Raw genomic sequence first — 13,877 nt, 5'->3', positions numbered from 1 at the left:
ACTGATTGTAGAAGTAAGTGAATATTTTTATAGAAAACTAAAAACCGTCTAAACCACGGCTCGGTACTATGGTTTCCCAATGTTTGCACGAAGGACAAACCCAATAAATTGTATGACTGGTAAAGCCACAGTGTTGGCACTGAAAATCTGGCTTGGTCGCAATATAAGATGTGACCAGTTTATCTATTTGGTCTAGTACATCTTTAATATCATTATTTTGTTTTGCTAATAGCTGTAATAAAAAACTAAAGCCACGAATTGTCGGCTGACGTTTTAAACTATCAGTTAAAAATTTAATTGCTTGTTCGGTATGCCCTTGCTCAAGTAATGCTTGGCAATGTTTTATTTTTATTAGCACCCCACCCTTATCAAGTAGCTGCTGTAATAATTCATGAAATTGGTGGGTTAGGTTTAATTGCTCATAACTGTGAGCTAAATCATCTATAAACAAGGGAGCAAAAAAAGTGAAACTACAGATCAGCTCACGCCAATAATAAATTGCTTTTACGTAATCTTCTTTTGCAAATGCTGATTTACCTAATTCATATAATGGACGGATCGCTTTATGATTTAGGCTAATGGCTTTGCGCATAATTTGCGGATCATTGCTAAGCAACGCAGCTTCACAATAAAAGTTAGCGATGGCTTTGAAATGTTGCGGCTTTGAAAATAAATCACTGTGTGCTTCGAACATATTGATACCCTTTTCCCATTCGCGTGTTTGCGAATATAAATTAAGTATCGGCTCTAATGCATCACTGTGGTTGGCTTTTACTAACCACACTAAATGTTCTTCGGCGCCATCAAGCAAACCCGCCATAATATAATCTTCAGCAAGTTCAAGGCGACTAGCAGCAGCTTGTTGTTCATTAAGGCTTGGGTGTTTGAGCAGTAATTCGTGGATTTTTATTGCACGATCTAATTCACCTCGGCGGCGAAACATCGTTGCTAATGTAGAATAATGTTCAACAGAGTCAGCGGCGACTTCAAGCAAGTTGATGAGGTGCTCAAGGCCTTGATCTTCCTCTCTGTCGAGTAAAAACTTTAAGCCTTTACTGTATTCAGATGTGATCTGACGATTAAGTTGATGAGCTTGGTTTTTAGCGCTATTTTTACCCATGATCCAGCCATAACCAGCCGCAACAGGTAAAAGTAAAAACAAAAGCTCAATCATAGTTAGGTGTCTTTATTAGCAACAAGCTTATTATTATCTTTTTCAGGCGCTAATTTTTTTTTCAAACGATAGTTTTGCCACTTTAATTGCGAAAACAATTTAAAGCTAATAAAACAACCAATTGCGACACCTAAAGCAAAGCAGATACTTATTATCATTGCGAGGGGTAAAGTATTGCTGGCAATAATATAATTTATTTGCACTAACTGTGGATTTTGCGAACCAAGTACAAATGCAAAAATTAAGCATATTGCTACCAGGATAATTTTTAATACCCTAAACAAGTAACTACTCCAACTAAATAACTAGGCAATGCTCGCGTTTACGCGATCTCGTAACTCTTTGCCTGGTTTAAAATGTGGTACGTGCTTACCTTCTAACTCAACCGTGTCGCCAGTCTTTGGATTACGACCTGTGCGAGGTGAACGAAAGTGTAATGAGAAACTACCAAAGCCACGGATTTCAATACGATCTGAGCTTGATAATGAGCCGGCCATTTGTTCAAGAATTTCTTTAACAGCATTCTCAACATCTTTCACAGGTACATGCGCGTGTTGCTCGGCTAATTGTTCTATCAATTCTGACTTAGTCATAACGTTTCCTTAAAAAGAGATAAAGGAAGGGCAACACTGCCCTTCCAATTAAGACTGATTAATTAGTCTTTTTGTGCATTTGCGAATGCAGCTGCCATTGCGTTTTCGAACACTGGCTCTTCTTTCTTAAGCTTTTCTAGTACTTCTTTCTCTTCTGCTTCGAAAAGAGCTTTAACTGAAAGGCTTAAAGTGCGGTTCTTACGATCAACACCAACATATTTCACTTCAATTTCGTCGCCTACAGAAACAACAGTAGTTGCATCTTCAACGCGCTCTTGAGCGATATCAGCTACACGGATGTAACCTTCAACGCCTTCGATAAGTTCAACAGTTGCGCCTTTCGCATCAACTTCTGTCACTTTACCTTTAACAATAGCACCTTTTTTGTTTGCATCAAGGTAGTTATTGAATGGGTCAGCTTCGATTTGCTTAACACCTAGAGAGATACGTTCACGCTCTGGGTCAACTTGCAATACGATAGCAGTGATTTCGTCGCCTTTCTTGAATTCACGTACAGCGTCTTCGCCAGGTGTATTCCAAGAAATGTCTGAAAGGTGTACAAGACCGTCAATACCACCGTCAAGACCGATAAAGATACCGAAGTCAGTGATTGATTTGATCTTACCAGTAACTTGATCGCCTTTGTTTTGAAGACGAGCAAATTCTTGCCAAGGATTAGCAATACATTGCTTAAGACCAAGTGAAATACGACGACGTTCTTCGTCGATTTCAAGAACCATAACTTCAACAGTGTCGCCTAAGCTAACAACTTTAGAAGGATGGATGTTCTTGTTAGTCCAATCCATTTCAGAAACGTGTACTAGACCTTCAACGCCTTCTTCGATTTCTACGAAGCAACCGTAATCTGTAAGGTTAGTTACACGACCAGAAAGTTTAGAACCTTCTGGGTAACGACCAGCGATAGCTGCCCATGGATCTTCACCAAGCTGTTTAAGGCCTAGAGATACACGAGTTTTATCTTTGTCGAATTTAAGAACTTTAACTGCGATTTCGTCGCCAACATTAACGATTTCTGAAGGGTGCTTAACACGCTTCCACGCCATATCAGTAATGTGTAGTAGACCATCAACACCACCAAGGTCAACGAATGCACCGTAGTCAGTAAGGTTCTTAACGATACCTTTAACTTCTTGACCTTCAACAAGGTTAGCAAGAAGCTCTTCACGTTCTTGTGAGTTTTCAGATTCGATAACTGCACGACGTGAAACTACAACGTTGTTACGTTTTTGATCAAGCTTGATTACTTTAAATTCAAGCTCTTTGCCTTCAAGGTGAGTTGTGTCACGTACTGGACGAACATCAACAAGTGAACCAGGTAGGAAAGCACGGATTGAATCAACTTCAACAGTGAAACCGCCTTTAACTTTACCGTTGATAACACCAGTAACAGTCTCTTGCTCTTCACATGCTTTCTCAAGACGGATCCACGCTTCGTGACGCTTCGCTTTCTCACGAGAAAGGATAGTTTCACCGAAACCGTCTTCAATTGCATCTAGTGCAACATCTACTTCGTCGCCAACAGCAACTTCTAGTTCACCAGCAGCATTTTTGAACTGCTCTGCAGGGATAGCACTTTCTGATTTAAGACCAGCATCTACAAGTACAATGTTGTTCTCGATAGAGATAACTGTACCTTTAACGATAGAGCCTTGCTCTGCTTCAAAACCCTTTAAGCTTTCTTCAAATAACTGCGCAAAATTTTCTGACATACGAATATACGTCTCATATATTATTACCAATAAGCAACCATGCTGCATGGGGTTGTTAAAATAGCACTGGCATCCTGCTGGCGCATAAATAGTTTATCGTCGTTTTGGAAGTTTACCTTCGACGATCGCTGCATCTAATAAAGTCATAACCTTATCAAACACTTGCTGTGCATTAAGCTCGCTAGTATCGAGTTCAATAGCATCGTCAGCTGGTACAAGCGGCGCAACGGCACGATTCATATCGCGGTCATCACGTGCTTGAATATCTTCTAATAGACCACTTAGTGTAACATCAAGACCGCGTTCATTCAACTCAACAAAACGTCGGCGCGCGCGTTCTTCTGCACTAGCGGTTAAATAAATTTTTAATGGAGCATCTTGGAACACCACAGTGCCCATATCGCGGCCATCGGCTATTAGCCCATTTTCAGTTCGAAATGCACGTTGGCGCCGTAATAATGCTTCTCTAACGCGCGGTAAGGCTGCTACTTTTGAAGCGGCAGCTCCTACTTCTTCATTTCGAATTGTTGTTGATACATCTTCACCTTCCAGAATAACCTTTCCAGCGTTAGTTTGACTATCAACTAAAAACTGCACATCTAAGTTAGCAGCTAAAGGCACCAATGCCTCTTCGTTGTCTAGTGCAATTTGGTGATGAAGTGCTGCTAGTGCTAATACGCGATAAATCGCGCCACTATCCAGTACATCCCACCCTAATTTATCGGCTAACAAGCGACAAACAGTTCCTTTACCTGAACCACTTGGGCCATCAACGGTGATCACGGGCATTAATAACGCCTGCATTTAAACCTCCTGCAATGCACACCAAAATAAAACTGCGACATTATACGTTACTTAATTAAATATATCCGCTTTTTGTATGTAACTTTTTATATTTCAACTTTAGTCATTTATTGACTAACTGATGCTAGTACATTGAAAAATGTTGGAAATGTCTTGTATGTACACTTAGGATCATTGATAGTTATTGGCTTGCCGCCTACAGCTACCATGGCAAAACACATCGCAATACGGTGGTCGTCATAGGTATCAATCGCCACATCGTTAAAGTGTTTTGGCGGTGTTATTTCGATGAAATCTTCACCTTCAACTACCTCAGCGCCCACTTTACGCAGCTCCGTCGCCATTGCATGTAAGCGATCAGTTTCTTTTACGCGCCAGTTATAGATATTACGAATAGCGGTTGGACCATCTGCAAATAACGCCACTGTCGCAAGGGTCATCGCCGCATCAGGAATAGCATTGGCATCGATATCCACACCTTTTAATTCGCCTTTACGTACCACTAAGCGCTCGTCATACCAATCTATTTTAGCACCGACCTGCTCCATCACTTTTGCAAAGCCAATATCGCCTTGCACAGATTTTGCGCCTACGCCTTTGATCTCTATTTCACCACCGGCAATTGCCGCCGCAGCGACAAAGTAAGATGCACTTGATGCATCCCCTTCAACCATAATACGCTCAACAGCTTGGTATTGCTGCGCACCTTTTACAGTAAAGGTTTTATAGTTATCGTGAGTTACCGATATGCCAAAGCGAGCCATTACATCTAAGGTAATATCAATATACGGTTTAGATACCAGCGTACCCTTAATTGTAATGCACGTATCGCCATTAAATAACGGCGCAGCCATTAATAATGCGGTAAGAAATTGGCTCGAAATACTGCCATCAATTGCAACGTTGCCGCCATTAATTTGCCCACCAACAATTTTAAGTGGCGGATAGTCTTTATTTTTTAAATAACTAACATCCCCACCGAGCGCTTGTAATGCATCAACTAGGTGACCAATTGGACGTTCCTCCATACGTGGCTCGCCAATTAGTTCATAGTTTCCCTTCACAGCGGCTAAAACCGCAGTCAGTGGGCGATACGCAGTGCCTGCATTACCTAAAAACAATGGCTCAGCTGGAGTCAAAAACTGCCCGCCAACACCTTTTACAGTGGCTACAGTTTTATCATCATTAAGACTGACATCAACGCCCAATAATTTTAATGCACCAAGCATATGACGAATATCATCACTGTCTAATAAGTTTTCTACAACCGTTGTGCCTTGCGCAAGTGCCGCTAACAATAAAATACGATTTGATAAACTTTTTGAGCCAGGTAAGGTAACACTGCCATTTACTAGATTAATTGGCTCTAAGCGTAACTGCTCCATTAACTGTGCTCCTTGGCAAATTTCGCCATAAAGTCAACTAACGCTTGTACACCGGCAAGTGGCATGGCGTTGTAAATACTCGCACGCATACCGCCAACAATACGGTGACCTTCAAGTGCAAGTAAGCCAGCTTCTTTTGCTTGGGCTAAAAACTGTGCATTTAAGCTTTCATCATTGAGCCAAAAAGGCACATTCATACGTGAACGACAATGCTTAGCAACCTTATTGCTATAAAACGGTGATTCATCAATAAAGCCGTACAGCAGTTCGGCTTTTGCTATATTTTGCTGTTCCATGGCTTTAACACCACCATTTTTCTCAAGCCAGTCAAATACTTCTGCCGCTAAATACCAAGCAAACGTAGGTGGCGTGTTATACATGCTGCCTTGTTTTACTTCGAGTGCGTAATCAAATATACCTGGCTTTGCAACCCCTTCACGCTCAAGCAACGTTTTACGAATAATCACAATGGCAAGGCCTGATGGACCAATATTCTTTTGTGCACCAGCGTAAATTAAATCAAACTGATCAACATCAAACTCACGCGATAAAATAGTTGATGACATGTCTGCAACGATCGGCGCTGTTGGGTGACTTGGTACATCAAACACTTCAATGCCATCAATGGTTTCATTTGGACAATAGTGGATGTATGAAGGATCGGCTGGAAATTGCCACTCACTAACTGGTTTGATAGAAAATTGCTCATTTGTGTCATTACGGACATCAAGCTCAGTGACGGTAGTAAATTTAACCGCTTCGTCAACCGCACCTTTAGACCACACACCATTTTCACAATATACGGCGTCTTTACCTGCTTGGTGCAGGTTCAGTGGCACTGCAGCAAATTGGCCTCGACCACCGCCATGCATAAACAGCACTTCAAATTCATCGCTGATATTCATTAACCGGCGTAAGCTTGCTTCACATTGTGCCGTTAATGCTAAAAATTCTTTACTACGGTGACTGATCTCCATCACCGATACACCTAAATCTTGCCAATCAAGAAATTCTTTTTGTGCTTTTTCCATCACAGCTGGCGGTAACATTGCAGGCCCAGCACAAAAATTATATATACTCATTACCTTTCCTCATTCCAGTAATTTAACAATTGTTTTTAATTGCTAATTTTAACAATTAATTTTTTTGATTTTTATAGTAAAAAAAAGCGGCCGAAGCCGCTTTAATGATTAATGTTATGCCTCTGGAGGATTATCCCCAGCGTCATCATTAACAGTGTCGACTAGTTCAACGCTTTCACCTTCGATAATAGCGTTAAGCTCATCGATTTCGATCTCTTCGATACGTTGTAAACCAACTACTTGCTCTTCGTCAATAGTTCTTATCAAAATAACACCTTGGGTATTTCGCCCAACGGTAGAAACTTCATTAACGCGAGTTCGCACCAGAGTACCTCGATTAGAGATAATCATGATTTCATCGTTATCGTCAACTTGTACAGCACCAACTACAGCACCGTTACGCTCACTTACTTTGATTGATACCACACCTTGAGTCGCACGACTCTTAGCAGGGTAGTCACTGAGCAATGTACGCTTACCGTAGCCGTTTTCTGTCACGGTTAAGATAGCACCATTCGTCTTAGGTACAATTAATGATACAACACGTTGGCCTTCAGCCATCTTAATACCACGAACACCTGTTGCAGTTCGGCCCATCTGACGAACACCCTTGAACTTGATTTCCGGGTTACCGTTTTCATCAAGTACTGGGTTGCCGTTTTCATCTAAAACAGGTGATTCTTCGGCTTCTTTAAAGCGAACAACTTTACCAGCATCAGTAAACAACATGATTTCGTTGCTACCATCAGTGATATCGACACCAATCAAGCTATCACCGTCGTTTAAGTTAACGGCAATAATACCGCTAGCACGTTGACGGCTATACGCAGTCAATGGTGTTTTCTTCACGGTACCAAATGCAGTTGCCATAAAGATGTATTTATTTTCTTCATACTCACGTACTGGCAAGATAGCCGTAATACGTTCGTCTGCTTCAAGCGGCAATAAGTTTACAATTGGCTTACCACGGGCTGCACGACTGGCAAGTGGTAATTGATACACTTTAAGCCAATATAAGCGACCTGCCGTTGAGAAACATAAAATAGTATCGTGAGTATTAGCAACTAGTAGACGTTCAATGAAATCTTCATCTTTCATCTTGGTTGCTGATTTACCTTTACCACCACGGCGCTGTGCTTCGTAATCAGACAATGGCTGATACTTCACATACCCTTCGTGAGATAGGGTTACTACTACGTCTTCTTCTGTGATCAAGTCTTCAAGACTAATATCATGAGCCGCTGCATTAATTTCAGTACGACGTTCGTCGCCGTATTGCTCTTTAATTTCAACTAACTCATCGCGGATAACTTCCATTAAACGCTCAGGATTAGCAAGAATATATAAAAGCTCGGCAATTAAATCTAATAACGTTTGGTATTCGCTTAGAATCTTTTCATGTTCAAGACCAGTAAGCTTGTGTAAGCGTAAATCTAGAATTGCTTGGGCTTGTTGCTCAGAAATATAATACTGACCATCACGAATGCCTAAGTCATCCGCTAACCAATCTGGACGGGCAACATTTGCTTCACCGGCTTTTTCAAGCATGGCTTTTACATTACCTAATTCCCACGGGCGGCTAGCAAGTGCTACTTTAGCTTCAGCTGGCGTTGGTGAGTTACGAATAAGCTCGATAATTGGGTCAATGTTAGCAAGTGCAATTGCTAAGCCTTCAAGCATGTGTGCACGATCGCGGGCTTTACGTAGGTCAAATACCGTACGACGAGTCACTACTTCACGGCGGTGAATGATGAATTCTTCAAGCATTTCTTTTAAGTTGAAACACTTAGGCTGGTTATTGATCAACGCAACCATGTTCATACCAAACACAGTTTGTAACTGAGTTTGTGCATACAGGTTGTTTAAGATCACTTCGCCTACGTCACCACGTTTGATCTCGATAACGATACGCATACCGTCTTTATCTGATTCATCACGTAATGCACTAATGCCTTCAATCTTCTTATCTTTAACAAGCTCAGCAATCTTTTCAATTAAGCGGGCTTTATTTACTTGATAAGGGATCTCGTGAACGATGATCGTTTCACGATGGGTTTTTTCGTCAACTTCAATTTCCGCACGTGCACGCATGTACACTTTGCCACGGCCAGTTAAATAGGCTTGTTCAATGCCTTTTTTACCGTTGATAATTGCCGCAGTTGGAAAATCTGGGCCCGGAATATAATCCATTAGTTCATGAATGGTTAATTCAGGGTTTTGAATAAGTGCTAAACAGCCATTCACAACTTCAGTTAAGTTATGAGGAGGAATGTTCGTCGCCATACCTACCGCAATACCCGATGAACCGTTCACTAATAAGTTAGGAACTTTGGTCGGTAATACGTCAGGAATTTGCTCTGTACCATCATAGTTAGGTACAAAATCAACAGTCTCTTTTTCAAGATCAGCCAAAAGCTCATGAGACATTTTCGCCATACGGACTTCGGTATAACGCATTGCTGCTGCTGAGTCACCATCAACTGAACCAAAGTTACCTTGGCCGTCAACTAACATATAACGTAAAGAGAATGGCTGGGCCATACGTACGATTGTGTCATACACCGCACTGTCGCCATGGGGATGGTATTTACCAATTACATCACCAACCACACGGGCTGATTTTTTGTAAGGCTTATTCCAATCATTATTAAGCTCGTTCATAGCAAACAAAACGCGGCGGTGAACAGGTTTTAAACCATCACGTACGTCTGGTAGTGCTCGTCCTACTATTACGCTCATTGCGTAATCTAAATAGGAGTTTTTTAACTCGTCTTCAATATTGACTGGCAGAATTTCATTGGCGAAATCAGTCATTTGATATCACATTCCTTCAGTATTGACCCACGAAAGTGCCACATATGGGCGCTTGCGGGGATTTAGTTATTATTACCAAGTCATGCTACCACAATTTATTTAGATTTACAGGCGCTAAATCTTTGCGATTTATTAATTTACCCCTATATAATGGCCTGAGATTGACGAGGAAGTTTTTTATGACCGAACATCAGAATGTAGATAGTGCAGAAATTGCAAAGTTTGAAGCCATCGCTGAGCGTTGGTGGGATCGTGAAGGCGAATTTAAACCCCTTCATGAAATTAATCCATTAAGATTAGATTTTATTGCCGACAAGGCCAAAGGCTTATTCGACAAAGAAACACTCGATGTCGGCTGTGGTGGCGGTATATTGAGTGAAAGTATGGCGCGAATGGGCGCACATGTGACTGGTATTGATATGGGTCAAGAGCCGTTAACCGTTGCGAAACTGCACAGTTTAGAAACCGGTGTAAACGTTGACTATATAAAAATACCTGCCGAACAGTATGCCAGCGAACACCCTGCCCGCTTTGATACAATTACTTGTATGGAAATGTTAGAGCATGTGCCAGACCCTGCATCTATCATTCATGCAGTAGCAGAATTAGCGAAACCTGGTGCTGATGTATTTTTCTCTACATTAAACAAAACCCCAAAAGCATATTTGTACGCAATTATCGGGGCGGAAAAATTATTGAAGATGGTGCCTGATGGAACCCATGATCACAAAAAGTTTATCAAACCAGCACAACTCATTGCATGGGCAGAACAAGTAGGCCTCAAAGTACGTGCTAGTGCGGGATTGAGTTATAACCCTTTATCAAAGCAGTACAGCTTAAATACCGATGTAAGCGTTAATTATATTCTGCATTTTGAGAAACTAGCGTAATGGCTGGTTTTAACACAGCAACCCCCGCAATTGATTACGACGCCTTTATTTTTGATTTAGACGGTACATTACTCGATACCGCAGATGATTTAGGGGCTGCGCTAAATTACGTACTCGCTGATCATAACCAACCATTAGTAACCGCTGATATATATCGTCCTGCAGCTTCTAACGGTGCAATGGCGCTGCTTGCAGCTGGATTTGGTCAGCAATGGCACGATCACCCAAATCAAGCTGACTTACGCCAGCAGCTATTAACGGCCTACGCAGATAATATTGCCACCCATAGTCAATGCTTTACTGGAATTGCACAATTATTGATCGCGCTTGATCAACAACAGATCAAATGGGGGATCATGACTAATAAACCTGAGTTTTTGACTATTCCATTAGTTGCTGCAATTGCTGAACTCAAAGATGCACAGGCAATTGTCAGTGGTGACACCCTCGATATCGCTAAACCATCACCTTTACCTTTACTGCATACAGCCCAACTGTTAGATGTTGATCCGAATCGTTGTTTGTATATCGGTGATGCGCAGCGTGACATAATTGCAGCCAAGGCTGCAAACATGCACAGCGCTGCTGCGTTGTGGGGCTACATCCCTAGTGAAGCTGAAGCATTGAGTTGGCAAGCCGATTTTAATTGGCAATCACCTATTGATGCATTTAACCATATATAGTGCCATGTCAAATTTTAACCACTACATATTGTGATCGTGTTACTTTTTGCACATTGTTTGTTGATAAAAAAAGCAGCCAAAATTTATTTTTAAAATGCGTAAATTTAATCGATCATCAGTTGATTTTTATAAATTTCATTTTAATCAGATGGTCAAAGGTTAATGGCTACTAACACAAGCGTGTTATCCCAACGTTATCCACAATTAGGGGCGTTTATGCCCCTTGCAAATGATCGCATACCACACTATCTTGTGATCTAGAATTTGATGAACACCAGATGTTGTGGCTAAATGTTATTCAATTAAATTCGCGCTAATACAGTTTTATTGCAATAAAAAATTTATTTTAAGAAAAATGTGTCACTAAAAAATATTATATCCCAAGGAATACAGGCAAAACTATGAACCAACAGCTATCTGTAAGCAAACGTGACGGCCGTAAAGAGTCACTTGATTTAGATAAGATCCATCGCGTTATTGCTTGGGCCGCCGAAGGTCTAAATAATGTGTCTGTCTCACAAGTTGAGCTGAAATCGCACATCCAGTTTTATGATGGTATTCGTACTGAAGACATCCATGAAACCATCATCAAAGCGGCCGCTGATCAGATCTCTAAAGAGTCGCCTGATTATCAATATTTATCAGCCCGCTTAGCTGTATTCCATTTGCGTAAAAAAGCCTATGGTCAATTTGAGCCACCGCGCTTGTATGATCATATCGTTAAGTTAGTTGAAGATAAGCGTTACGATGCACACTTACTAGCTGACTACACAGAGCAAGAAATTGATCAACTGGATGAATACCTTGATCATGGACGTGATTTAAACTTCAGCTATGCTGCTGTTAAACAGCTTGAAGGTAAATATTTAGTACAAAACCGTGTTACGGGTGAAATTTATGAAAGCGCACAGTTTTTATATATTTTAGTTGCGGCAAGCTTGTTCTCTGATTACCCAAAAGAAACGCGTTTAGACTACATAAAGCGTTTTTACGATGCAGTGTCATTGTTCAAAATTTCATTACCTACGCCTATTATGGCGGGAGTTCGTACCCCTACGCGTCAATTCAGTTCATGTGTACTGATTGAATGCGGTGACAGCCTAGATTCAATTAATGCAACCTCATCAGCGATTGTAAAATACGTATCGCAACGTGCAGGTATTGGTATTAATGCTGGTCGTATTCGCGCACTAGGTAGCCCTATTCGCAATGGTGAAGCATACCACACCGGTTGTATCCCGTTTTATAAGCACTTTCAAACGGCTGTTAAAAGTTGTTCGCAAGGTGGTGTCCGTGGTGGCGCAGCAACCCTGTTCTATCCACTTTGGCATCTAGAAGTTGAAAACTTATTAGTGCTTAAAAACAACCGTGGTGTTGATGATAACCGCGTTCGTCATTTAGATTACGGTGTACAGTTTAATAAACTAATGTACTCACGTTTGATCAAAGATGATTACATCACATTATTCAGCCCGTCTGATGTGCCTGGTTTATATGATGCATTTTTTGAAGATCAAGATGAATTTGATCGTCTTTACGTACAATATGAACAAGACGAGTCAATTCGTAAAAAACGTATTAAAGCTATTGAGCTGTTTTCAATGTTTGCACAAGAGCGTGCTAGCACTGGCCGCATCTATTTACAAAATGTTGACCACTGTAATACACACAGCCCATTCATTGCTAAAGTGGCACCAATTCGCCAATCTAACTTATGTTTAGAAATTGCATTGCCAACTAAACCACTTAACAATGTTAATGATGAAGAAGGTGAAATTGCACTGTGTACGCTGTCGGCCTTTAACTTAGGTGCGATTGAGTCACTGGATGAACTTGAAGAGCTTGCAGAACTTGCGGTACGTGCACTTGATAACTTACTGGATTTCCAAGACTACCCGGTGCCAGCAGCACATAATGCAACGATGGGCCGTCGTACACTCGGAATAGGCGTAATCAACTACGCATATTACCTTGCTAAAAATGGCAAACGTTATTCTGATGGCAGTGCCAATGCATTGACTCACAAAACATTTGAAGCAATTCAGTATTACCTAATGAAAGCCTCAAATGAACTGGCTAAAGAACGTGGTGCATGTCCTAAATTTAACGAAACAACGTATTCGCAAGGTATTATGCCAACCGATACGTACAAACGTGATTTGGATAAAATTTGTGATGAACCATTGCATTTAGATTGGGATACATTACGTGCCAATATCAAAGAGCATGGTATGCGTAACTCAACGTTATCTGCGTTGATGCCATCTGAGACATCGTCGCAAATTTCAAATGCAACTAATGGTATTGAACCACCACGTGGTCATATCAGTGTTAAAGCCAGTAAAGATGGTATTTTAAAACAAGTTGTACCTGAGTATGAACGCCTTAAAAATAATTATGAATTATTGTGGGATATCCCATCAAATAAAGGTTATTTAGAATTAGTGGGTATTATGCAAAAGTTTGTTGACCAAACAATTTCTGCCAATACTAACTACGATCCAAATAAGTTTGAAGGTGGTAAAGTACCAATGAAGGTCTTATTACAAGATTTACTGGGTGCTTACAAACTTGGCGTTAAAACCCTTTACTACCATAACACCCGTGATGGTGCATCTGATATGCAAGAAGATACACCAGAAGTGGAAGATGATGATTGTGCAGGCGGTGCGTGTAAAATCTAATCGGTAATAAATATAAATTGGAAGCGGGCTATACGCCC

General features: G+C 41.0%; 11 protein-coding genes. 3 read left to right on the top strand and 8 right to left on the bottom strand.

Annotation, left to right across the window (positions count from 1 at the left end; all coding sequences use genetic code 11):
- Window positions 1–37: 37 nt before the first annotated feature.
- The 8 genes from lapB to gyrA all read right to left on the bottom strand — a co-directional run bounded on the left by lapB (window position 38) and on the right by gyrA (window position 9,582).
- Window positions 38–1,174 carry a lipopolysaccharide assembly protein LapB gene (lapB, locus tag H5201_RS01955; protein WP_145233226.1) on the bottom strand — a complete coding sequence of 379 codons (1,137 nt, stop codon included), beginning with the start codon at window positions 1,172–1,174 and terminating at the stop codon, window positions 38–40.
- Between the two features lie 2 nt (window positions 1,175–1,176).
- Window positions 1,177–1,458 (bottom strand): lipopolysaccharide assembly protein LapA domain-containing protein, encoded by a 282-nt coding sequence (locus H5201_RS01950; RefSeq protein ID WP_016707217.1) that lies wholly within the window; start codon window positions 1,456–1,458, stop codon window positions 1,177–1,179.
- A gap of 21 nt (window positions 1,459–1,479) precedes the next feature.
- Window positions 1,480–1,767: an integration host factor subunit beta gene (ihfB, locus tag H5201_RS01945; protein WP_016707218.1), complete on the bottom strand. Its 288-nt coding sequence runs from the start codon at window positions 1,765–1,767 to the stop codon at window positions 1,480–1,482.
- Between the two features lie 62 nt (window positions 1,768–1,829).
- Window positions 1,830–3,497, bottom strand: a complete 1,668-nt coding sequence (gene rpsA / locus H5201_RS01940) for a 30S ribosomal protein S1 (protein ID WP_029216020.1) — start codon at window positions 3,495–3,497, stop codon at window positions 1,830–1,832.
- Window positions 3,498–3,590: 93 nt separating this feature from the next.
- Entirely contained in the window at window positions 3,591–4,301 is a 711-nt protein-coding gene (gene cmk, locus H5201_RS01935; RefSeq protein WP_149982486.1) for a (d)CMP kinase, read from the bottom strand.
- A 107-nt stretch (window positions 4,302–4,408) separates the two neighbouring features.
- Window positions 4,409–5,686: a 3-phosphoshikimate 1-carboxyvinyltransferase gene (gene aroA, locus H5201_RS01930; RefSeq protein WP_182730600.1), complete on the bottom strand. Its 1,278-nt coding sequence runs from the start codon at window positions 5,684–5,686 to the stop codon at window positions 4,409–4,411.
- The gene (gene serC / locus H5201_RS01925) at window positions 5,686–6,768 is read right to left on the bottom strand and encodes a 3-phosphoserine/phosphohydroxythreonine transaminase (RefSeq protein ID WP_182717451.1); all 1,083 of its coding nucleotides are present in this window, start codon (window positions 6,766–6,768) and stop codon (window positions 5,686–5,688) included. Before serC ends, aroA begins: the two co-directional genes overlap by 1 nt.
- 114 nt (window positions 6,769–6,882) lie before the next feature.
- Window positions 6,883–9,582, bottom strand: coding sequence for a DNA topoisomerase (ATP-hydrolyzing) subunit A (gyrA, locus tag H5201_RS01920; RefSeq protein ID WP_145233217.1), 2,700 nt, complete (start codon window positions 9,580–9,582; stop codon window positions 6,883–6,885).
- Window positions 9,583–9,761: 179 nt separating this feature from the next.
- Here gyrA and ubiG point away from each other — a divergent pair, with 179 nt between their 5' ends.
- The 3 genes from ubiG (at window position 9,762) to nrdA (ending at window position 13,839) form a co-directional block, all read left to right on the top strand.
- Window positions 9,762–10,472 (top strand): bifunctional 2-polyprenyl-6-hydroxyphenol methylase/3-demethylubiquinol 3-O-methyltransferase UbiG, encoded by a 711-nt coding sequence (gene ubiG / locus H5201_RS01915; RefSeq protein WP_182740743.1) that lies wholly within the window; start codon window positions 9,762–9,764, stop codon window positions 10,470–10,472.
- On the top strand, window positions 10,472–11,155 hold the full coding sequence (locus tag H5201_RS01910; protein WP_182740744.1) for an HAD family hydrolase: 684 nt from the start codon (window positions 10,472–10,474) through the stop codon (window positions 11,153–11,155). Before ubiG ends, H5201_RS01910 begins: the two co-directional genes overlap by 1 nt.
- Window positions 11,156–11,556: 401 nt before the next feature.
- Window positions 11,557–13,839 carry a class 1a ribonucleoside-diphosphate reductase subunit alpha gene (nrdA, locus tag H5201_RS01905; RefSeq protein ID WP_145233211.1) on the top strand — a complete coding sequence of 761 codons (2,283 nt, stop codon included), beginning with the start codon at window positions 11,557–11,559 and terminating at the stop codon, window positions 13,837–13,839.
- Window positions 13,840–13,877: the final 38 nt, after the last annotated feature.

Source organism: Pseudoalteromonas sp. SG43-6 (assembly GCF_014164365.1).
Classification (GTDB): Bacteria; Pseudomonadota; Gammaproteobacteria; order Enterobacterales; family Alteromonadaceae; genus Pseudoalteromonas; species Pseudoalteromonas rhizosphaerae.
Note: the sequence above shows the minus strand (reverse complement) of the source record. Positions and strands in the feature narration are given on the sequence as shown.

Coding starts and splice junctions, on each gene's coding strand:
- ihfB (WP_016707218.1), bottom strand. CDS start 1,767: ATGACTAAGTCAGAATTGATAGAACAATTAGCCGAGCAACACGCGCAT.
- cmk (WP_149982486.1), bottom strand. CDS start 4,301: ATGCAGGCGTTATTAATGCCCGTGATCACCGTTGATGGCCCAAGTGGT.
- rpsA (WP_029216020.1), bottom strand. CDS start 3,497: ATGTCAGAAAATTTTGCGCAGTTATTTGAAGAAAGCTTAAAGGGTTTT.
- H5201_RS01910 (WP_182740744.1), top strand. CDS start 10,472: ATGGCTGGTTTTAACACAGCAACCCCCGCAATTGATTACGACGCCTTT.
- ubiG (WP_182740743.1), top strand. CDS start 9,762: ATGACCGAACATCAGAATGTAGATAGTGCAGAAATTGCAAAGTTTGAA.
- lapB (WP_145233226.1), bottom strand. CDS start 1,174: ATGATTGAGCTTTTGTTTTTACTTTTACCTGTTGCGGCTGGTTATGGC.
- nrdA (WP_145233211.1), top strand. CDS start 11,557: ATGAACCAACAGCTATCTGTAAGCAAACGTGACGGCCGTAAAGAGTCA.
- gyrA (WP_145233217.1), bottom strand. CDS start 9,582: ATGACTGATTTCGCCAATGAAATTCTGCCAGTCAATATTGAAGACGAG.
- serC (WP_182717451.1), bottom strand. CDS start 6,768: ATGAGTATATATAATTTTTGTGCTGGGCCTGCAATGTTACCGCCAGCT.
- aroA (WP_182730600.1), bottom strand. CDS start 5,686: ATGGAGCAGTTACGCTTAGAGCCAATTAATCTAGTAAATGGCAGTGTT.